Source organism: Lysinibacillus sp. ZYM-1 (assembly GCF_001308875.1).
In the GTDB taxonomy this organism is placed as follows: Bacteria; Bacillota; Bacilli; order Bacillales_A; family Planococcaceae; genus Lysinibacillus.
This window is the reverse complement of record NZ_KQ465111.1, coordinates 113,052-135,228: the sequence shown is the minus strand read 5'-3', so window position 1 is coordinate 135,228 and position 22,177 is coordinate 113,052. Positions and strand designations below refer to the sequence as shown.

18 protein-coding genes are annotated in these 22,177 nt (G+C 38.0%); all 18 read right to left on the bottom strand.

Annotation, left to right across the window (positions count from 1 at the left end; all coding sequences use genetic code 11):
• Window positions 1–4: 4 nt before the first annotated feature.
• Entirely contained in the window at window positions 5–790 is a 786-nt protein-coding gene (locus AO843_RS06910; protein ID WP_231630091.1) for a tyrosine-protein phosphatase, read from the bottom strand.
• Between the two features lie 125 nt (window positions 791–915).
• Window positions 916–2,475 (bottom strand): ribonuclease Y, encoded by a 1,560-nt coding sequence (gene rny / locus AO843_RS06905; RefSeq protein WP_054610384.1) that lies wholly within the window; start codon window positions 2,473–2,475, stop codon window positions 916–918.
• A 522-nt stretch (window positions 2,476–2,997) separates the two neighbouring features.
• The gene (gene recA / locus AO843_RS06900) at window positions 2,998–4,059 is read right to left on the bottom strand and encodes a recombinase RecA (protein ID WP_054610383.1); all 1,062 of its coding nucleotides are present in this window, start codon (window positions 4,057–4,059) and stop codon (window positions 2,998–3,000) included.
• A gap of 160 nt (window positions 4,060–4,219) precedes the next feature.
• On the bottom strand, window positions 4,220–5,479 hold the full coding sequence (locus tag AO843_RS06895; protein WP_054610382.1) for a competence/damage-inducible protein A: 1,260 nt from the start codon (window positions 5,477–5,479) through the stop codon (window positions 4,220–4,222).
• Window positions 5,480–5,496: 17 nt separating this feature from the next.
• A complete protein-coding gene (pgsA, locus tag AO843_RS06890) occupies window positions 5,497–6,075 on the bottom strand; it encodes a CDP-diacylglycerol--glycerol-3-phosphate 3-phosphatidyltransferase (RefSeq protein WP_054610381.1) in 579 nt (192 codons plus the stop codon).
• A 47-nt stretch (window positions 6,076–6,122) separates the two neighbouring features.
• On the bottom strand, window positions 6,123–7,052 hold the full coding sequence (locus tag AO843_RS06885) for a helix-turn-helix domain-containing protein (protein ID WP_197278885.1): 930 nt from the start codon (window positions 7,050–7,052) through the stop codon (window positions 6,123–6,125).
• Between the two features lie 16 nt (window positions 7,053–7,068).
• Window positions 7,069–7,854, bottom strand: coding sequence for a DUF3388 domain-containing protein (locus AO843_RS06880; protein ID WP_008178931.1), 786 nt, complete (start codon window positions 7,852–7,854; stop codon window positions 7,069–7,071).
• A 226-nt stretch (window positions 7,855–8,080) separates the two neighbouring features.
• On the bottom strand, window positions 8,081–8,338 hold the full coding sequence (locus AO843_RS06875; RefSeq protein ID WP_054610379.1) for a DUF3243 domain-containing protein: 258 nt from the start codon (window positions 8,336–8,338) through the stop codon (window positions 8,081–8,083).
• A gap of 44 nt (window positions 8,339–8,382) precedes the next feature.
• A complete protein-coding gene (ymfI, locus tag AO843_RS06870; protein WP_054610378.1) occupies window positions 8,383–9,111 on the bottom strand; it encodes an elongation factor P 5-aminopentanone reductase in 729 nt (242 codons plus the stop codon).
• The gene (gene yfmH / locus AO843_RS06865; protein ID WP_054610377.1) at window positions 9,111–10,409 is read right to left on the bottom strand and encodes an EF-P 5-aminopentanol modification-associated protein YfmH; all 1,299 of its coding nucleotides are present in this window, start codon (window positions 10,407–10,409) and stop codon (window positions 9,111–9,113) included. The genes ymfI and yfmH overlap by 1 nt, the downstream gene beginning before the upstream one ends.
• Window positions 10,406–11,677: an EF-P 5-aminopentanol modification-associated protein YfmF gene (yfmF, locus tag AO843_RS06860; protein WP_054610376.1), complete on the bottom strand. Its 1,272-nt coding sequence runs from the start codon at window positions 11,675–11,677 to the stop codon at window positions 10,406–10,408. The genes yfmH and yfmF overlap by 4 nt, the downstream gene beginning before the upstream one ends.
• A 174-nt stretch (window positions 11,678–11,851) precedes the next feature.
• On the bottom strand, window positions 11,852–12,811 hold the full coding sequence (locus tag AO843_RS06855; protein WP_054610375.1) for an ABC transporter permease: 960 nt from the start codon (window positions 12,809–12,811) through the stop codon (window positions 11,852–11,854).
• A 1-nt stretch (window position 12,812) separates the two neighbouring features.
• Window positions 12,813–13,859, bottom strand: a complete 1,047-nt coding sequence (locus AO843_RS06850) for an ABC transporter permease (RefSeq protein WP_054610374.1) — start codon at window positions 13,857–13,859, stop codon at window positions 12,813–12,815.
• On the bottom strand, window positions 13,859–15,406 hold the full coding sequence (locus AO843_RS06845; protein ID WP_054610373.1) for an ABC transporter ATP-binding protein: 1,548 nt from the start codon (window positions 15,404–15,406) through the stop codon (window positions 13,859–13,861). The genes AO843_RS06850 and AO843_RS06845 overlap by 1 nt, the downstream gene beginning before the upstream one ends.
• Before the next feature lie 434 nt (window positions 15,407–15,840).
• Entirely contained in the window at window positions 15,841–16,923 is a 1,083-nt protein-coding gene (locus tag AO843_RS06840; RefSeq protein WP_054610372.1) for a BMP family lipoprotein, read from the bottom strand.
• Window positions 16,924–16,977: 54 nt separating this feature from the next.
• Window positions 16,978–17,706, bottom strand: a complete 729-nt coding sequence (locus tag AO843_RS06835) for a GntR family transcriptional regulator (protein ID WP_054610371.1) — start codon at window positions 17,704–17,706, stop codon at window positions 16,978–16,980.
• Window positions 17,707–17,893: 187 nt separating this feature from the next.
• On the bottom strand, window positions 17,894–20,185 hold the full coding sequence (locus AO843_RS06830; protein ID WP_054610370.1) for an FtsK/SpoIIIE family DNA translocase: 2,292 nt from the start codon (window positions 20,183–20,185) through the stop codon (window positions 17,894–17,896).
• 153 nt (window positions 20,186–20,338) lie between these two features.
• Window positions 20,339–22,006, bottom strand: a complete 1,668-nt coding sequence (locus AO843_RS06825) for a ribonuclease J (RefSeq protein ID WP_054610369.1) — start codon at window positions 22,004–22,006, stop codon at window positions 20,339–20,341.
• Between the last annotated feature and the right edge of the window lie 171 nt (window positions 22,007–22,177).

Here is a 22,177-nt window from a genome sequence, read left to right as displayed (position 1 = left end):
GAGATTAAAATAGAAGCCATCGCTTCCTCACAGCAATATCTTCTAATTCAAGTGGCATGATGGGCTTGTTAGCTAAAACGCTAGCATTGTTCATGAGGAGCCGATCAACCACCTCTACTTCGTTCTTTTTCGCTAGATATTGGAGTGCTGCTTGGTAGCAAAATTTTCTTGTGCTTACATTATGGGCGTCCGATCCAATGGTATGAATGTAATTTGCCCTTACTAAAGCTAATGATAAACGTTGTACCTCCTTACCAAACAAACCTGTTAAACTACCTGTCGTTATTTGTGTGAATGCTCCTTCAAGAATAAGGTCATCCAGTCTCTTTGGATTTTCTCTAATGGCATGATTTCGTTCAGGGTGCGCCAATATGGGTGTATATCCAGCAGATTTTAAGCGTCTAATCATCTCTTTTGTATAGGCAGGGATAGTATTAGAAGGAAGTTCCAATAAAATATAGTGACTGTGGGCTAATGTATGAAGTTCCTTTTGCTGAAGTCGTGGCAGAAGCTCGTCATTTAAACGAACTTCGTGGCCTGTATGAAGTGTGATTGAAATTTGATGATCCTGCAGTAATTGTTGTAAAGCACTTACTTGCTCCTCTACCTTACTATACTGGACATGATATTGTGGATGCATCGCATGTGATGTACAGACAATATCAGTTATCCCTTCCATCGCAGCTTGCTTCAACATGTTCAAGGAATCCGATTCATTTTTGGGTCCATCATCCACATCAAATAATATATGCGTATGGATATCTATCAATTTGATCACATCTTTCTTCATTAATCCATCTTTAGAAAATCTAGCCTTTTTCTTTTTTATGATGGATGCTCCTTAAACATGACTCTGGCTAAATTAAAAAAGAGGCTCTCTAGATATTAATCTAGAGAAACCTCTAACTTTCAATATTATTTCGCATACTCCACAGCACGTGTTTCACGAATGACTGTTACTTTAATGTGACCTGGATAATCTAATTCTTCCTCTATACGCTTGCGAATATCGCGGGCAAGACGATGAGAAGCTAAATCATCAATTTTTTCAGGTTGTACGATAATTCGAATTTCTCGACCAGCTTGAATCGCATAAGATTTCTCAACGCCATCATAGCTTTCTGAAATTTCCTCTAATTTTTCAAGTCTGCGGATATAGTTTTCAAGTGTTTCACTTCGTGCACCTGGACGAGCTGCTGATAATGCGTCAGCTGCCGCGACTAATACCGCGATAACAGATGTTGCTTCAGTATCACCATGATGCGAAGCAATACTATTAATAACGACTGGATGTTCCTTGTACTTTGTTGCTAATTCCACGCCAATCTCAACATGGCTACCTTCCACTTCATGGTCAATGGCTTTACCAATATCATGTAATAAGCCTGCACGACGAGCTAACGCTACGTCTTCCCCTAATTCAGCTGCCAGTAAACCTGCCAAATGTGCGACTTCAATTGAATGTTTTAGGACGTTTTGTCCATAGCTTGTACGGTATTTCATGCGGCCTAAAATTTTCATTAAATCTGGATGTAAGTTATGAATGCCAATTTCAAATGTAGTTTGCTCACCCGTTTCGCGGATTTGTTCATCCACTTCACGACGAGATTTTTCCACCATTTCCTCAATACGAGCAGGGTGAATGCGACCATCCTGTACAAGTTTTTCAAGTGCAAGTCGAGCCGTTTCACGACGAATCGGGTCAAAGCCTGATAAAATAACCGCTTCTGGAGTATCATCAATAATTAAATCAATTCCTGTTAACGTTTCCAAAGTACGAATATTACGGCCTTCACGACCAATGATACGACCTTTCATTTCATCATTTGGCAAGTTTACAACAGATACTGTTGTTTCAGCTACATGATCTGCAGCAAAGCGTTGTAACGCCAATGATAAGATTTCACGTGCCTTTTTATCTGAGTCTTCTTTCGCACGTGTTTCAGCTTCCTTCGTCATCACAGCAATATCAGTTGCCAACTCTTTTTCTACTTCATTTAAGATAATCATTTTAGCTTCTTCTCTAGTTAAAGCAGAAATACGTTCTAGCTCTGTTTTTTGCAATGCAACGAGCTCGTCCACTTTGCTCTCCATCTGTTCAATATGCTGTTGTCTTTCAGCTAGAGCTTGTTCTTTACGCTCTAAGCCTGCTTCTCTCTTATTTAGAGCATCATCCTTGCGATCAAGATTCTCTTCTCTTTGCAATAAACGGTTCTCTTGTTTTTGAAGTTCTAAACGACGTTCACGAATGTCATTCTCGGCTTCAGTACGAAATTTGTGAGTTTCATCTTTGGCTTCAAGTAGTGCTTCTTTCTTTAATGCCTCCGCTTCTCGTTTTCCTTCTTCAACGATTGTTTCAGCGACATGTTTAGCACCAGTGATTTTTGAGTCATTCACTTTTTTCATGTAGATATAGCTAACAGCGGCACCAACGATGAGTCCAAGCAAAGCGGAGATGATAGTAATTCCATCCATATGAACACCTCCTCTTGCTATTTGGGTATTACAGTTTCAGTCGGCGCATACATCTATGTCGCCTTGGCGAAATTGCGCCAGATTTTGTTAGTCTTTGCTCAAAACCCGTTTTATTAGCCAAAGGCATTACCCTCATTCAGTAGGCGTTTTGACATCCTTCGAAAAGGATATTTAACTATAAAACATTTGCTAAATGAAGATAAAATGTACTGCCTATTTAAAGTCATAATTCAGAAATTATACATATTTAATTGTATAACTAGCCTCCAGCTCTGTCAAGGTTAGTCGGGCATCTGTTCGCCCTTTGGAAAGAAAAAAGTAAGTCCTATCCATTCGGTGTATTTTTTCCCTATTACTTTTACACTAGAAAAAAATTAATCATTTACACGTTTCAAGTCAACCCAGTACATAAGAAATAATTTCTGAGGCATATAGCTTCTATCTTATTATGTGTAAAAATTTTAGATTATAGACAAAAAAAGCATTGTTCCCTTAATAAATTGGGAACAATGCAATCGTTGATTATTCTTCATCTAGAAGTGACATTAATTCATCATCCATCTCATCTTCTCCATGTGCAGCAATTGTATAGGAAGTAGCAGCAATACCATAAGAAGATCGAATTTTGTTTGAGATATCTTCCAAAACAGCAGGGTTTTCTTTTAAATACTGTTTGGCATTTTCTCGTCCTTGACCTAAGCGCTCATCACCATATGCATACCAAGAACCACTTTTTTGCACGATGTCTAATTCTACACCTAAATCAACTGTTTCGCCTTCTTTGGAAATACCTTCTCCATACATAATGTCTACCTCAGCTGTACGGAAAGGCGGCGCAACTTTATTTTTCACAAGTTTAATTTTTGTGCGGTTACCAACAATATCATTACCTTGTTTAATTGCTTCTGCACGACGAACTTCTAAGCGTACAGAGCTGTAGAATTTAAGCGCACGTCCACCAGGTGTCGTTTCTGGATTTCCAAACATGACACCAATTTTTTCACGAATTTGGTTAATAAAAATAGCAATCGTTTTTGATTTGTTAATAGCACCTGAAAGTTTACGCAAAGCCTGTGACATTAAGCGGGCTTGTAAGCCGACATGTGAATCACCCATATCCCCTTCAATTTCAGCTTTTGGCACTAGGGCAGCAACGGAGTCAATAACAATAATATCAATAGCACCACTACGAACTAGTGCTTCTGCAATTTCAAGTGCTTGCTCCCCTGTATCTGGTTGTGATAATAATAACTCATCAATATTTACTCCTAATTTTTGAGCATAGATTGGGTCTAATGCATGCTCAGCATCGATAAATGCTGCTTGTCCACCTTTTGCTTGTACTTCAGCAATAGCGTGTAAAGCAACTGTTGTTTTACCTGATGATTCAGGACCATATACTTCGATAATACGTCCACGTGGATAACCGCCTACACCTAATGCTGCATCAAGTGCTAGTGATCCACTTGAAGATGTCGCAATTTCTAAATCGGTTTTTTCACCGAGTTTCATGATTGAACCTTTACCAAAATTCTTTTCAATTTGTTTCAAAGCCTGTTCTAGGGCCGCTTTACGATCACTCATTCATTTTCCTCCTTCGAAAACTGTTCACTGTTTTTATCTATCTCTACTATACTTGTTTTTGAGAAAACACGCAAGAAAAAAGCGAACATTTATTCGATTTTCTACAAAATAAAAATTTGGATAGTTTTCCTCTATCCAAATTTTTATTTTTCACTCTATTCTAATATCGTTTTGTATAACCGCGTTCTTCTAAAAGCTGCATTAAATAATGGCATGTAAATTTCACTGCGCGAAGTCGATTTGTATTACGCATACCAGATAAATGAAGTAAGTATGTAAGAGGCTCCTCATCATTGATGGCAATACCAATCCACACCGTTCCTACCGGCTGATGGTCATGCGCTGTAGGACCTGCTTCACCTGTTAGACCAATTCCAATATTGGTCCCAAATTGTTTCTGAACAGCACTTGCCATTGCTGCTGCACATTCACCGCTAACAACGCCGTGTGTATCAATTAATCCTTGTGAGATGCCAAGGTGTTTTATTTTAGCTTCTGCCGCATAGGTCACTATGCCTCCAATAAGCGCATTTCCTACCCCTGGAATTTCTGCAAGCTCTGATTGAAACAACCCAGCTGTTAAACTTTCCGCAGCAGCAATAGTGAGATTATTATCTAGCAACATTTCCACTGTTTTCGAGGCAAGCGAATCATCATCCATACCATATTGATGTTCACCAACAATGGCCTGTATTTCTGCTACCTTTGCAGCAATAAGCTGTTGGGCTTGCTGTTCTGTTTCCGCCTTAGCTGTTACACGCAATGTTACTTCACCATCAGAAGCAAGCGGAGCAACTGTTGGATTTGTTTGGGCATCTAGAATATCTTGCACCTGATCTTCAAGTTCGGCCTCACCAATCCCATAAAAACGCATGACGTGAGAGGCAATAATTCCTCCGTCATTAAGCATTGCAGCGAGCTTTGGTTTTGCCTCAAATTGAAACATAGGCTCAAGCTCTTTAGGTGGTCCAGGGAGTAAGATATAAGTGCGATTATTCTTATTAAAAATCATACCAGGTGCCATTCCATGATGGTTGGCTAGTACTTCACTTCCAGCTAGAATTAAAGCCTGCTTCCTGTTATTCTCCGTCATTGGACGTCCTCGTTTAGCAAAAAACTGCTCAATATGAGTTAATGCAACTTCATCAGACTCCAGTGAAACACCGAGATGGCGAGCAATCGTTTCTTTTGTTAAATCATCTTTCGTAGGTCCAAGCCCTCCCGAAAATATAATCAAATCCGCACGAGATTCTGCCACTTCAATAGCTTGTTCTAAACGTTTTGCATTATCACCAACTACTGTATGGTAAAAAACATTAATGCCTAGCTCGGATAATTGGTTCGAGATAAACCTTGCATTTGTATTCGTTATTTGACCTAATAATAGTTCTGAGCCAACCGCAAGAATTTCAGCATTCATGATTCACAAGACCTTTCTTATTTAGACTCAAGTAAAACACGTCTATTAAGGTAGAAGTAATCCCACCCAGACCATAGCGTAAAGAACAATGCTACATATAGCATAATCATATCAAAAGGTATACCAATGAGTGTAAAAATGGTGTTGTGTAAAAGAGCAGCAGCAATTGCTACAATCTGTGCCCAAGTTTTGATTTTGCCGAGCTGATTAGCCGCAACGACCTCTCCCCCACCTGCTAAAATAAGGCGTAAACCAGTAACAGCGAATTCACGGCTGATAATAATGATAATCACCCAGGCAGGCGCCATATCAAGCTCTACCATTAAAATGAAAGCTGCTGATACAAGTAATTTGTCAGCTAAGGGATCTAAAAATTTCCCAAATGTTGTCACAAGATTATACTTACGTGCATAATAACCATCTACCCAATCAGTTGTCGAAGCAAGGATAAAAATAAGTGCACCTATAAAATGGTGGATTGGCATCTCTGCCCCAAATAGCGTCAATGTTCCCCAGCCAAAATCAAACATCATAGCAATGACAAAAAATGGAATAAGTAAGATCCGTGAGATGGTAATTTTATTTGGTATGTTCATTTTTCTAACACCTTTCATGATGAAAGAAAGTAGTCATCACATGATGACTACTGTTCTTTATTGAAATTGATGACGATATTTTGCGTTACAATTTGCTGTGCATACGTGAGAAGCTCGTCATTAATATAGATTTTAGCTTGCGTTGAATTACCAAGACGAATACGAACATAGTTTTGTGTAGTCGCGTCGAATTCTATAACTTCGCCAGCATTATAAACACGAGTATCCGTTAATAATTCTTGTTGCTGTTGATTACGAATTCCAACAAATGTAGGACCAGAAACTTCGATTTTCAGTTTCATTGTATCTGTACCTGTTAACGTGTAAGAAGTTGTTGCCCCATCTGTTTCAACAGTACCTGCGGAAATTGTTTGCTTGATCTCTTCATTTTGATCAGTTTGATCTTCATCAGTTGGTGTTTCTTCTTTTGAGTCTGTATCTTTTTTGTCATTTTTCAGAGCATCTTTTTCTTCTTTTTCTTTCTTATCCTTGGCACTATCGATAGGATTGACATTTTTATCATATTGCAATTCAGGAGTCGGAGGGTTGTCTTCGCTTGTCCCTGGACTGTTTTTAGATTGCCATAGCACCCATATTGCCACAATGATTACAACAATAAATAACGCAACAATGATTTTCGGCATCGCCTCCATCATTTTATTGGAAGGGCCTTTTGTGACCTTTCTTCTGCTTGGGCTATTCGTTATGGATTGGCTTACTTGATCATTTGGAGTACTTGGCAGTTCATTCTTATAAGTCTCTAAAATTTCTTCCGCGTTTAAATCAACAGCGTCTGCATATTGTTTAATAAAAGCTCGTACATAAAACGAACCAGGCATAATGGAATAATTGCCTTCTTCAATTCCTACTAAATAACGCTTTTGAATTTTCGTTATTTCTTGTAAATCGTCTAAGCTGTAGCCTTTAGACAGTCTCGCCTCTTTCAGTCGAGTCCCTAATTCTGCCACTAATAACACCTACTTTAACATCAAATTAAAAATTAAATCCACCAAATGAATCGGATTCGGACATATGATTTTTTTCCATTATTTCATAAGTAATTTCTTCATCTGTGTGATGACGTAGTTCAATAATATAATCAAAATCCTCTATTTTATATTCGGAATGCTGAACAAACATATCTGGATGCTCTACAACTTTGATGCATGGCATATTCATCATTTCACGCACTAATTGTAGATGTCGCTCATCAGAAGAACGACGAGTCACAATACCATCTAAAATAAAAATATTATTACGACTAAATTCATCCCCCACAAGTTTATTACGAACTGTTTGTTTGATCATTGTGGACGATAGAAATATCCACTTTTTATTGGCACAAACACTTGCTGCTACTATGGACTCTGTTTTACCAACCCTTGGCATACCACGAATACCAATCAGCTTATGCCCCTCTTTTTTAAAGAGTTCAGCCATAAAATCGACTAAAATACCAAGTTCGTCTCGTACGAAGTGGAAAGTGTTTTTTTCGTCTGCATCTCGAGGAATATAACGACCATGTCTAATAGCTAAGCGGTCTCGAAGTTTTGGTTGTCGAAATTTGGTCACGTTAATATGTTCCATTGTCGAAACAATTGTACGAAAACGTTCAATTGCCTCATCGTTGTCTGTATGCACTAACATACCTCGGCGATCCTCATCGACACCATTTATTGAAATAATATTGACACGAAGCATCCCTAAAAGTGAAGCAATATCTCCTAATAATCCAGGGCGATTCACCTGAATCTCATATTCAAAGTACCAATCGCTCAACACACTCGTTCCCTTCCTATTAGTTAACGTAAAAAATCCTTTATAAGTTCCATCATAGCTGATTTTTTATGTAATGGAAAGTTAGAATACATGGAATTACGGCGTTATTTTTAAAAACTTACTAATTTTTTTGAATGCATGGAGATAAGGCTTACATACGTTCCCGTTTTCACTAACAAAACGGTTTTTTATATAAAAAAAAGAGGAGATAGACTCTCCTCTTTTTTTATTGCACATGCTTATTTTGGACAAGCTTAATGACACAATTCGCTAATGCATGTTTTTCATCTTCTGAGGCTACGCCCCATAAATCCGACAGCACTCGCTCTTGTTCGTTTTTAGGATCGACATTTGAAGCTAAATATTCACCAATTTGGACAGCAGCTGTTTGAATCATTTTCTTAGGCATACCACTTGATTCAGCTTGCATAACGTTTTGTCCTAAAAACGAAGTCCATTTTTGCCAGTTTTCTAAAATGGTCATATGTTCCTCCTCCTTTACACATGTAGTATGTGCAAAAAAGAATATTATATGTACCAACCACCATTTAATCGAATAATTTGTCCAGTCACATAATCAGCTTTACCAGATAAATAAAAGCGAACCATTTCAGCCACATCTATTGTTTGCCCAATTGAGCCTAAAGGAATATCTTCCAAAATATAATTAAGCTCTTCTTGATTTAAGTGACTGTTCATGGATGTATTAATGAACCCTGGAGCAATGGCATTTACTCGAATATGAGATAATGCCGCTTCTTTTGCATAGGATTTGACAAAAGCATGTTGTGCCCCTTTAACCGTTGCATAAAGCGCTTCACCTGCTGATCCAGCTTCGCCCCAAATAGAGCCAATAAATAGTACATAGCTTACATCATGTTTACGAAGCTTTTCAGATAGTAAAGCTGTCAGTCGCATCGGATTTTGAACATGGACTCGCCATAAAGCATCCATATCTTCCACAGTTGTATCCTCAAGCAGCGAATAATGTGCTTGCCCATTTGCGAAAATAATTGCCTGAACATTAAAGATCTGTGCGGAGACCATTTCTGCTCCAGTTAAAATTGAAAAATCCCCCTGTACAAGCATAAATTCTTGTGCAGGGAAAGATTTAGAAAGTGTATCGCATAAAGTTTCTGCAGCCTTTTTATTGTTTGAATAATGTAGATAGATGGACCAGCCTTCTTCAGCCAAGCTTTGACAAATAGCATGACCAATCTCACCTGAAGCACCTAAAACAAGGGCAAACTTTTTCACTATGCATCCTGCTTACTTGGTAAAATTTTAAACACTGTTTGTTGAGATTCACCTTGAATTGAAGTAAATGCTTTGTGCAAATCATCAATTGTTAATTCCTCAAGGACCGGTACTACATCAAACAAATTCATATCATTAAAGGAATAACGAGTAAATTGGTTTGCGATAAATTCAATAGAATTCAAAGCGCGTAAGAAGAAACCAATTTTTTTACGTTTAATTCGTTCTAAATCAGCACTTTCAAATTGTGACTGTCCATCAAATTTGGCTAATTCTTCTGTTATCGCTGATGTTAATTTATCAGGCTCTGAAGAATCAGAACCAATCATAGCAAATCCAAAACCTTTTTCTAACGTAAAATCAAAAGCATACGTCTCATCAATTAAGCCTTCCTCGTAGACACGTTCATAAAAATTAGATGTACGTCCAAAAATAAGTTCCAGAGCAATTTGAACAGATAGCTCATGCTTTAACATTTCTCGACCTGACAAATTTGTTTCTTTTGCTTTCAGTCCAATATAAACTTTGGGCTTTTGTACATCCATGTTTAATGTCCGATCTTTAATCGCTACCTCTGTTGGTTCTTCATCAAAGAAACGTTGAATTGGCGTAGGTTCTGGGAACTCTTTTTTACCCTGATTATCACGAATAAAAGCCATCATTTCCTCTGGGTCTACTGCACCAATCACAAATAATAACATATTAGATGGGTGATAAAATGTATTGTAGCACGTATATAAATGATCGGCCGTAATGCCATCAATCGATTCAATTGTACCAGCAATATCAATTTTTACAGGATGGTGATGATACATATTTTCAATCGTGCCAAAATATAAGCGCCAATCTGGTTGATCATCATACATCGTAATTTCTTGTCCAATAATTCCTTTTTCTTTGTTTACAGTAGCCTCTGTAAAGTATGGCTCTTGTACAAAATTCAATAAAGTATCTGTACTTTTGTAAATATTATCTGTAGAGGAGAATAAGTAGGCCGTACGCGTAAAGGATGTAAAGGCGTTAGCAGAAGCTCCATATTCACTGAACTTTTGGAAAACATCGCCATCTTCTTTTTCGAACATCTTATGCTCTAAGAAGTGAGCGATCCCATCTGGTACAGTTATACTTTCCGTTTGACCAATCGGCACAAAAGTGCGATCAATAGAACCATATTTCGTTGTAAATGTAACAAACGTTTTAGAAAAACCTTTTTTCGGTAATATATAAACATCTAAACCATTTTCTAGCTTTTCATAATAAAGTGTTTCATCTAATTGCTTAAATTCAATTGTTTTCATTGTGCGGCTTGCTCCCTTCCACATAAGAAATAGACCGCTTCAAGCTGCACTTGCTTTGCCATGTCAACAACATCTTCCTTCGTCACAGCTTTCCACTTATTTGCCCAAGTTTCTACTGAGAAATCCTCGGGTAAATCTTTATATTGGTCGAAAATTTCAATTTGTCCACGTGCAGAATCTAAGGACTCTTTTAACTGATTTGTGAGCATAGCCTTTGTTTGTTCCAACTCTAAATCTGTTATGTTACCAGCCTGCATGACGGCAAGTTGTTCTTTAATTAACGACAATGCTTTTTCTTCATTTTTGGCTTCAATACCAGAAACAACAAACAGCAGACCGTAATGCGATGCATAGGAGCTTGATGCATAATAAGCAAGACTCTCTTTCTCACGCACATTCATAAACAATTTTGCATGAGGATAGCCCCCAAAAATGCCATTAAAAATCTGCATTTTAGCAAAATCAGCATCTCCAAATCTAACAGGTGTGCTAAAACCAATATGGAGCTTGCCTTGCTTCATTTCATGCTGTTCTCGAACATAATCATTTTGAGGATGCTGTTGCGGAGGAACGGCTGGCACTTCTTCTGGAGTACGATCACTAAATGGTAGCGCTTTTTTTAATTTCGCTACGATTTCCTCTTCATTAATGTCTCCAGCAACATAAATATCTATTTTATCGTTAGCTAACATTGATTGATAAGCCTCAAATAAGGAGGTAGGTGTAAGTTTTTGAATTTCCTCGATACTACCATTCGCCGAAATAGATGCAGGTTCATTTGGTCTTAGGATTTGTTGTAAGCGGAATTGAGCAAAGCGAGATTTATCATCAAAAATAGATTCAATTCGCTGTATAACTGTTTTCTTTTCACGTTCAACAATGGATTCCTTAAACACTTCGTTTTCTAAATTAGGCTCAAAAATCGCCGTGTGCAATAAACCAAGAACGTCGTTTAACACACTTGTATTCGCTAAATAATGATCATTAACAGTCTCAACATTCATCAACACTGTATGTTCATTGCCTCGCTTAGACGTATCAAAATATAAAACAGTGCCATATAGATCATCTAAAAAGCTTCGAAAAGCTGCAGTTGTTTTATATTTAGCATTACTATGCTGCAGTACATTGGTTAATACAGTACGTTCCGATGCACTTTTAGCTGTTAATGCTCTTCTCCATTTAATTGAAAAATTTACGGTTTTAAATTGGGTCGTTTGTCGGATATGCAAATTGACACCTTTTGCAAAAGGTATAGTTTTGAACATATGAAACCCTCCTATCCTTCTTAATATAACGATGTACTACACATACTATACATGTCTACTGTCTATAATTGCAAAAAGAATCCAAAGTATGTATGGGAAAAATTAAAAATTATACGAATTCAATACGGAAAAAAGACTGAGCATAATTCACTCAGTCTTTGATCATGACTTTTTTTAGCGTTTACCTTTAATATATGGTTGTCCACTTGCTTTAGGAGCATTCGCTTTACCAATAAAGCCTGCTAAAGCAAAGATTGTTAAAACATATGGTAAAATTTGTAGATAGACAGCGGGAACTTCTTCGATGAAAGGAATTTGGTTCCCTGCAATACTTAACGTTTGGGCTAAACCGAAGAATAAGGCTGCACCAAGCGCACCAATTGGATGCCATTTCCCGAAAATCATTGCAGCAATGGCCATGAAGCCTTGACCAGCAATTGTTGCATGTGAGAAGTCGTGCGTAATAGTTTGTGCATAGACCGCACCACCAAGACCACCTAGCGCACCAGAAATCATAACAGCAATATAGCGCATTTTATTTACGTTAATTCCCATTGTATCTGCTGCCATTGGGTGTTCACCAACTGCGCGTAGACGTAAGCCAAATGGTGTTTTATAAATGATAAACCATGCACCAATCGCTACAGCAAAAGCTAAAATCGACGTACTGTAAACATCATGGAACAATAAACGACCAAAGAATGGAATATCCTCTAAATAAGGGATACCAAAACGACGAATCGGTTGGTCAATCATATCCGTTTGACCTTTATCATAAATCATTTTTACTAAGAATACAGTAGCTGCTAAGCCCAGTAAGTTGATGGCTACCCCCGATACCGTTTGATCGGCACGGAAGGAAATAGAAGCAACCGCATGGAAAAGTGAGAAAATCGCACCGATTACGAAAGCTGCTAGCATGGCCACCCAAACTGTTGCAGCACCTAATGATGAAGCGAATTCTAAATTGATAAATATACCAACAAAAGCACCAACAATCATTAAGCCTTCTAGCCCGATGTTGACAACACCAGAACGTTCAGAGAATACACCACCGATAGCAGTAAAAATCAAAGGTGTTGCATAAAGAATCGCTGAAGGGATGATGAAATATAACATTTCTAAAAAGCTCATGTTATTGTCCCTCCTTTTTCTTGCTCAACTTTTGTAAGCCTACTCGAATGATATAGCCAGATGCTACGAAGAAAATAATCAACGCAATGATAATCGATACGATTTCTTCTGGTATACCTGCAGCATTTGGCATATTTAATGCACCATATTTTAGTGAACCGAATAATGATGCCCCAAACACTACCCCTAGTGGTGTATTTGCACCAAGTAGCGCAACGGCGATACCGTCAAAACCGATTCCTGTAAAGCCAGGTTTAATGGATGCGTTTTGGAACGTACCTAAAGCTTCCATCGCACCACCAAGACCCGCAAACATACCTGAAATCGTCATAGCTAAAATAATATTTTTATTGACACTCATACCAGCATAATCAGCAGCATTTTTGTTGAAACCTACTGCTTTCAGCTCATACCCACGAGTTGTTTTTTCCAAAATGAACCACATAACTACAACCATTAACAGTGCCACAATGATCCCATAGTGAAGACTTGAGTTGTCTGTAAGCTCTCTTAAAAACGGAGAACGTAATGAAGCTGATTCATGGATACGTTCTGTTTTAAAGCTACCATCTGACAATTTTTTAATCGCTGCGTTCGCAATATACAACGCAGTATAGTTAAGCATAATTGTCGCAATAACTTCATGAACTTTAAATTTCGCTTTTAAGAAACCTGCAATAAAGGCCCAGAATGCACCTGCAGCTGCAGCAGCAAGCAATGCCAATGGCAAGTGAATGACTTTAGGTAGCTCAAATGCATAACCTACCCAAGCTGCTGCTAGCCAACCTAAAATAAGCTGACCTTCAACACCAATATTAAACAACCCTGTACGGAAGGCGAATGCTACTGCAAGACCTGCCAATACATATGGTGTAATTTGACGAATTGTGTTCCCAATTGAATATGAATCTCCAAAAATACCGTTCCAAAGAGCGATATAACCTTCTACTGGGTCATAGCCGCTGACTACCATGACAATAGCCCCTACAATTAAACCGATAATGATAGAGATGATAGGAACGAGTATATTAATGACACGATTTGACATTAGTCGTTCCCCTCCTTCGCATCATGCTTGTTATTTTTTTTACTTTGACCTGCCATTAATAATCCTAGCTCTTGTTCTGTTGTTTCTTTAGGATTTAATTCATCCACAATTTGACCATCATAAATAACGGCTATGCGATCCGAAACATTCATAACTTCATCTAATTCAAACGAAATTAACAGAACGGCTTTTCCTTTATCACGTTGTTCAATGAGACGCGAGTGAATGAATTCAATCGCCCCTACGTCAAGACCACGTGTTGGTAGAGCAGCGATTAATAAATCTGGATTACGGTCAATTTCACGACCAATAATTGCCTTTTGTTGGTTACCACCAGATAATGCACGAGCAGGTGTCATTTCACCATTACCTGTACGTACATCGTATTCTTTAATAATTTGACGGGCTTTCTCTGACACTTTTTTATAGTCCATCACAAAGCCTTTAGCAATAGGAGCTTGGTAATACGTTTGCAGCGCAATATTATGACCAATTGGGAAATCCAGGACTAAACCATGCTTATGACGATCTTGTGGAATATGTCCAACGCCTTCTTCTGTAATACTACGAGGCTTTAAATTGGTGATATTTTTACCATTTAGTTCAACAGTACCACTTTTAACTTTACGTAGACCTGTAATCGCCTCGATTAATTCTGACTGACCGTTTCCATCAATACCGGCTATACCGACGATTTCTCCCTTGCGAACCTTTAAGTTAAGGCCTTTTACTTTATCAATATTCCGGTAATCTGTTACTACTAAGTCATGAATGGCTAATACTTCATCAGTTGGATTCGCATCTGTTTTTTCTGTTTTAAATTCAACTTGTCGACCAACCATCATTTCAGCTAATTGATCAGGGTTTGTGTTAGCGGTTACAACTGTACCAATCCCCTCACCTTTACGGATAATCGTTACACGATCGGACACTTCCATAATTTCTTTTAGCTTGTGGGTAATCAAAATAATGGATTTCCCCTCCGCAATAAGACGACGCATAATTTGAATTAATTCTGTAATTTCTTGCGGTGTTAAAGAGGCTGTCGGTTCATCAAAGATTAAAATTTCGGCACCACGATACAATGTTTTTAATATTTCAACACGTTGTTGCATACCAACAGTGATGTCTTCTATTTTAGCATTTGGATCAACATCCAAGCCATATTTCTCAGAAAGGGCATGTACTTTTTTCGCCGCATCTTTTATATTGACGATCCCCATTTTAGTTGGCTCAGAACCTAATATAATATTTTCTGTTACTGTAAAATTTTCTACCAACATAAAGTGCTGATGCACCATACCAATCCCCAAATCATTGGCAACATTTGGGTTTGTAATTTTTACAGCTTTCCCACGAACGCGAATTTCGCCACCCTCTGGTTGATACAAACCAAAAAGGACGTTCATCAAAGTCGATTTACCTGCACCATTTTCACCAAGTAATGCATGGATTTCGCCTTGTTTCAGTTGGAGGGTGATGTTATTATTCGCCACGAAATTACCGAATTCTTTACGGATTCCTAGCATTTCAATCACATGTTCCAATATTGTCACTCCCTTAATAGGCACTTTTATTAAGTAATTTCGCCTTAGCGTATAGTATCTGCATCTACTATGACTTATGGTACAGATTGGCAATACGTCCGGTATATGAAATGTAGTAGATTAGATGACCGTTAGCGTTTTCATTTACAACTAATTCTATGATTGCTTTCAATACCAGAGGCTATCTTTTATTTACTAATATAATCCCACCTATAGAGGTAGGTGTTTTGCTAAATTAATACAGGAAAGGTCATCGTTAGAAACCTTTCTTCTATTAACTTGTTACCATCATTATGAAAATTATTAATCTACCTCTATAAGGTTCATATAAATCTAGCTAAATAGAGAATTGCGAATAATCTAAATATAACGATAGATTGAAAAATCATCATAAGGTCCTTCTTAAAAGTCCCTTATGATGATCAAGAGTTGAATTATTTTTCCACTTTTTCTGGAACTTTGATTTCACCCTTAGCAATTTTATCTTTATATTCATCGATTACTTTTTGTACATCTTCTGGAATCGCACCGCGAGAATCTGCAAGTTTAACACCATCTTCAGCTAAACCATACACAAGTGTTTCTCCACCTGGGAAGTCACCATTTTTCGCTCTGTTTGAAATATCTACTACTGCCGTATTAACACCTTTTAACATAGAAGTTAATGTTACGTTTGTTTTATCGTCTACTTTACCTTCTTCGTATTGGTCAGCATCTACACCGATTACCCATACATCTGCATTTGGATCTTTTGCTTTACGCTCTTTTGCTTCAGAGAATACACCATTACCAGTTGCACCAGCAGCGTGGAAGATTACATCTACACCTGAAGAGTACATGCTGTTAGCAGTGATTTTTCCTAGATCTGCTTTATCGAATGCAGCAGTGTATTTTACTTGGATGTCAATATCTGGGTCGGCTGCTTTAGCCCCTTCAACAAAACCAGCGTGGAAGCGGTTAATAACTGGGATATCAACGCCACCTACGAAGCCGATTTTACCTGTTTTAGACATTTTAGCTGCAGCAACACCTGCTAAGAAAGCACCTTCTTGCTCTTTGAACAGTACGTTCACTACGTTGTCCGCTTCAACTTCAGCATCAATTAAAGCAAAGTGATTATCTGGGTTTTCTGAAGCTACTGCATCGATTGCATCAGCCATCATGAAACCAATACCATATACTAAGTTAAAGTCACGACGAATTAAGTTGTTTAAGTTTGTTTCATAATCAGCATCTGAAGCTGATTGTAGGTAGTCAAAACCACCATCACCTTTTTTAAGATCGTGTTCTTTTCCGTAAGTTTGAACACCTTCCCATGCAGATTGGTTGAATGATTTGTCATCAACGCCACCTACGTCAGTAACCATTGCTACTGAGAATGCTTCTTCTGATTTTTCTCCGCCTGAAGCATTATCATTTTCTTTTGCAGGTTTTTCGTCTTTTGCACCACAAGCACCTAAAATTGCACTTGCCGCTAATACTGATGTTAATACTAAACCAAATTTACGTTTTTTCATTTAATTAACCCCCCAAAGGTATTGTAATTAGCAGGAAAAAAATTTAGAAATGTTCTACACCCGTTTACGAACTACATGGAAGCTGAATTTATCAGCTCGGAAATAATTTTTTGAATAGAGCACTACTTGATCATGGTCATCGTAATGCAACTGCTTTAACACTAGAAGAGCTGTTTCCCGTCCACAATTTAAAATCGGTGAGGCTTGTTCATGATACCCGACTGGATCAATATATGTTACAGCATAAGCTACATGAATTTTGCCAGATTGCTCTAGAGCAGAGAACAGTGAAACTTCTTTCTTTTCAACAAAGTCAGTAGGCAGGAAGCTTGCGGGTAGCCTGTCTATACAGTAAACTACTGGCTCACCATCCGCTGTTCTGACACGTTCAATCGTGAGTATTTTATCGTCGCCATCACATTGGAAGCGTTTTAAATCTTCCTCAGAAGGTACGTGCTCAGTTGCCTTTAAAAAACGGGAACCTGGCTCCATACCTGCTGCCTCGATCATAGAAGAAATGCTCGATAAATGCTCGATGCCTGATGTAAACAACGGCTTAGGGTTGACAAAAGTCCCAACCCCATGTCGGCGCACAATCACATTTTCCTCTTCCAACAGTCGAAGAGCTTCTCTAAGTGTTGCTCGACTGACTCCTAGTGATTTCGATAATTCAAATTCTGAAGGCAGCTTTTCATTTTCTTTAAAAATGCCGGCCTCAATGTCAGATTTTAAACGATCGATTACTTGAAGATAGAGATGACGATGATCTGCTTTAATAGTCACATATATCACCACCAAATCAGAGATCAGACATCTGATGTACAACATTCCTACTAATCGTTCATAAATATAACATTTTTGCAGAATGAAATAAACAGTTTTAAATAAAATCTGTTATAGAATTCATCCTTTGTTCAATTTCGTTGCAAATAAATGGACATAAATACAGAAAGGCCCATCCATTTTGTGTTTAATTGTCGTATTGATGAATAAGAACTTGACGAGGTTTACTGCCCTCAGGAGGCCCGACAATCCCGCGTTGTTCCATCTGATCAACAATACGTGCAGCCCTTGAATAGCCTATTCGGAAACGACGCTGAAGCATAGATACAGATGCTGTTTGCATACTGACAACTAATTGCACTGCTTCGTCATATAATTCATCTGTTTCCTCTAAAATGGTTTCTTCTTCGGTAGGAATCATCTCCTCCTGATACTGTGCCTTTTGCTGTTCTATAACAAAATTCACGACAGCCTCAACCTCTTGATCGGATAAAAAGGCACCTTGTACCCTTTTAGGTTTGGAAGCACCCGCAGGTAAAAATAACATATCTCCACGTCCGAGTAATCGTTCTGCTCCACCCATATCTAAAATCGTCCTCGAATCAATGGCTGAAGAAACTGCAAAAGCAATTCTAGACGGAATATTAGCTTTAATGACACCTGTTAAAACATCTACACTTGGTCTTTGCGTTGCAATAATCAAATGGATTCCAGCCGCACGTGCCATTTGGGCTAGACGTGTAATCGAATCCTCCACATCACTAGATGCGACCATCATCAAATCTGCTAACTCATCCACAATGACTACAATATAAGGTAGCTTAGGATGCTTTTCGTCTGTTTGCTCATTAACTTTTTGTACATGCGTATTATAGCCCTCAATATTTCGCGTTCCAGTATGGGAAAACAGGTCATAACGACGTTCCATTTCTGAAACAACTTTTTTCAAGGCTTGCGAAGCCTTTCGTGCATCTGTCACAACTGGTGCCAATAAATGGGGAATACCGTTATAAACGTTTAACTCCACCATTTTCGGGTCAATCATCATTAGCTTTACTTCATGCGGTTTTGTACGCATTAGTATGGATACAACAATGCCATTTATACAAACACTTTTCCCACTGCCCGTTGAACCCGCTACTAATAGATGGGGCATTTTATTGAGCTCTGCTAGCACAGCCTGTCCCGTAATATCTCGTCCAAATGCTACCTGCAACAATGCTTCCGGCTTAGCACCATCTTTCGATTCTAATACCTCACGTAAAGTGACAATGGCTACCTCACTGTTTGGTACTTCAATGCCAATGGCAGATTTGCCAGGGATTGGCGCCTCCATGCGAATATCTTTGGCAGCCAGTGCTAGCGCCAGATCATCCTGCAGATTCACTATTTTACTTACCTTGACTCCGATATCAGGTAAAATTTCATATTTTGTAACAGCTGGTCCTAAATGAACTTGTGTGACCTTTGCCTTTACACCAAAGCTTTGCAATGTTTGTTCAAGCTTTTTAGCATTTGCCTGGATTACTGAATATTCTCCACTTTGGTCATGTTGTGGTGGTAATTGTAATAGATTATAAGATGGAAGCTGGTAGTCAGCGTTTTCTACAGCATCTGTGCCCTGTATGTGAACCTCATCCACTGCTTCATCCTGTTCAGTTTCCACCATGTCTGTATGATCAAATATGGCTCTTTCCTGAGACACATTTTGCGTAAATGCAGAGATAATTGGTTCATGAGGTATTTCTTCTTCTTGCTCAGACATATCAGTAGTTTGATTGACCGCTGCAATCTCATCCACACTTTCTGCCCTTGAACGACGATTACTTGGTTTTTTAGGTGCATTTTTTTTCTTGTCTCGATGTTTCTTTTTCCATTTACCAAATAGATCTGGCGTTCTTTCAGCTAAATAAGGCACTAATGCTTTACCAGTGACCAGAATCAGTCCTATAAAGAAAATAACCCAAGCAACGACCCTTGCACCTGATGCTTCAAATAATACGTGTAGGCCACTAAATAATAGGGCACCAAGCATTCCACCGCCTAGTGCATTACTGCGATGAATAATACCCTCTGTATTAATTAAAATTCGCCATGATTCACGTAGAACAGAATCAGATAAAAGGCCACCTGATTTCGATAATTGTTCAAATAATATGCCATGACTAAAAATCGTTAAGCTCATAATAATAAGCACCATACCAAGTATTAATCGGTCTTTAATACCTACTTTTTTACGTCCAATCATCATTAATAACGCAACGAATATCAGCATAAACGGAACCGCAAAATGTAAATTTCCTAAAAGAAACATTGCGATTGTTTGTAGCGTACGCCCAATCATACCGTATTCAAAAATCATGATGACTGCCAGCGCAATTAAGAGCAGTCCTAGAATTTCATACATAAGCGGATGCATTTCTTTTTTTTCTGTTGTTGCTTTGCTTTTAGTAACCTTTTTTCTTTTACTAACCGCCATCTCTATCACCTTCTTCTGCAATCCATTTTATATATGTAGCGAATCATACCATGTAGAACTCGAATATTTCAAAAAAAGGATTTTCCACCGCAATTGGGAGAAAATCCTTTTCCATTTACTTTTCCTCAAAGCCTTCACGATGAGCTGTTTTCATTAATACTCCATTATGATTGGAATAATCATTGGGCGACGCTTTGTTTTCTGGAATAAATACGTATTCAAAGTATCACGAATTTCCTGCTTAATATTCGTCCATTCAAATGTATCTTTCCCTACATATTTTTCAATAACATTCCTCGCGATATCTGATGCCTCGACCATTAACTCTTCTGATTCACGAACATATACAAAGCCTCGTGATAAAATTTCGGGACCAGATGCAATTTTCTTTTGAGCACGATTTAATGTCACGACCACAATGAAAATACCATCCTGTGATAATAATTTACGATCACGAAGAACAATATTACCCACATCGCCTACACCAATACCATCTATTAAGACGTTACCAGCTTGTACACGACCACTCATGCGCATTTTATTATTTTTATATTCGACAATATCCCCTTTATCGGCGATAAATATTTGTGATTTTTGCATACCCAGTTGTTGTGCTAATTTAGAGTGAGCAATAAGCATACGGTACTCACCTTGAACAGGAATAAAGTACTTTGGCTGCATTAAATTTAACATAAGTTTTAAATCTTCTTGGCTACCATGACCTGACACATGAACATTTTTACTAGAAGTCAGAATCTCAGCCCCAGCTTTAGAAATGGAGTTCATCGTGTTAGCCATTTGTACTTCCATGCCTGGAGAAGGTGTAAACGTAATTAAAACAGTATCACCCTGTTTAATTTTAATGTCACGATGGTGCTTGCGAACGATTTTTTCTAAAGCATCTAGAGGCTCTCCTTTATTACCTGTTGCAATAATGATAATTTCATCATCTTGATACTTTTGCATTTCTGAAATTGGAATAATTGTATCCTCTTCAACAGTTAAATAGCCAAGTTGTACACCTAAATCTACAGCTTTTTCTAATGGCTTACCTACAATCACTACTTTACGGAATGATTTCTGAGCTTGAGCGAATACTTGTTGAATTCGGATAAAATTCGATGCATAAACTGCTACTAAAATACGACCTGGTGCTGAGTGGAATGTTTTTGATAATTGTTCTTCAATCACAATTTCCGATGTCGTATATCCTGGTCTTTCAGCTTCGCAAGACTCGGATAATAGGATAAAGACACCGTCTTCCCCTAACTGAGCCATTTTCGCTAGATCAGGTTTAAATTTACCTGTCGCTGATTGATCGAATTTGAACTCTCCTGTATGAACAATCGCGCCTTCAGATGTATGGAACACAACCCCTAACGAATCGGGAATACTATGTGTTGTGTGGAAGAATGTTACATACGTTGAGTTGAAATTCATACGACTACGGTTTGTTACTTCAAAAAACTTTACCTGATGTGGTGCAGGTAATTCTTTTAAATGTTCCTTTGCTAGAGCAATTGTTAATTTTGAACCGTACACGGGTGCCTTTATTTTTTGCAATATATAGGCAATAGAGCCAATTGCATCTTCATGACCGTGTGTTAAGAAAATACCTTTCACACGCTCTTTATTTTCTTCTAAGTACGTAATGTCAGGGATAACGATATCTATGCCTAGCATCTCGTCCTCTGGGAACATTAAGCCGCTATCTACTACAAATAGCTCTTCATCAATTTCTACTACGTACATTGCTTTTCCAATTTCGCCCACACCCCCAAGAGGGATGATACGAATTAATTCATTTTTCTTTTTTGTCAATTTATTTCCTCCTAAAAAATATCCCGAACAGCAACCACTTAACATTTATTATACGGTTTGCAAAGCTTTAGCACAAATTAAAAATACATGTTTCGCATTGGAAATAGATTTTCTTTCTTTTGCTTATTGTTAGTAGATGGAAAAACAGATATTGGATTACTTATAGAAATA

Coding starts and splice junctions, on each gene's coding strand:
- AO843_RS06910 (WP_231630091.1), bottom strand. CDS start 790: ATGAAGAAAGATGTGATCAAATTGATAGATATCCATACGCATATATTA.
- rny (WP_054610384.1), bottom strand. CDS start 2,475: ATGGATGGAATTACTATCATCTCCGCTTTGCTTGGACTCATCGTTGGT.
- recA (WP_054610383.1), bottom strand. CDS start 4,059: ATGAGTGATCGTAAAGCGGCCCTAGAACAGGCTTTGAAACAAATTGAA.
- AO843_RS06895 (WP_054610382.1), bottom strand. CDS start 5,479: ATGAATGCTGAAATTCTTGCGGTTGGCTCAGAACTATTATTAGGTCAA.
- pgsA (WP_054610381.1), bottom strand. CDS start 6,075: ATGAACATACCAAATAAAATTACCATCTCACGGATCTTACTTATTCCA.
- AO843_RS06875 (WP_054610379.1), bottom strand. CDS start 8,338: ATGACCATTTTAGAAAACTGGCAAAAATGGACTTCGTTTTTAGGACAA.
- yfmH (WP_054610377.1), bottom strand. CDS start 10,409: ATGAAAACAATTGAATTTAAGCAATTAGATGAAACACTTTATTATGAA.
- yfmF (WP_054610376.1), bottom strand. CDS start 11,677: ATGTTCAAAACTATACCTTTTGCAAAAGGTGTCAATTTGCATATCCGA.
- AO843_RS06855 (WP_054610375.1), bottom strand. CDS start 12,811: ATGAGCTTTTTAGAAATGTTATATTTCATCATCCCTTCAGCGATTCTT.
- AO843_RS06850 (WP_054610374.1), bottom strand. CDS start 13,859: ATGTCAAATCGTGTCATTAATATACTCGTTCCTATCATCTCTATCATT.
- AO843_RS06840 (WP_054610372.1), bottom strand. CDS start 16,923: ATGAAAAAACGTAAATTTGGTTTAGTATTAACATCAGTATTAGCGGCA.
- AO843_RS06830 (WP_054610370.1), bottom strand. CDS start 20,185: ATGGCGGTTAGTAAAAGAAAAAAGGTTACTAAAAGCAAAGCAACAACA.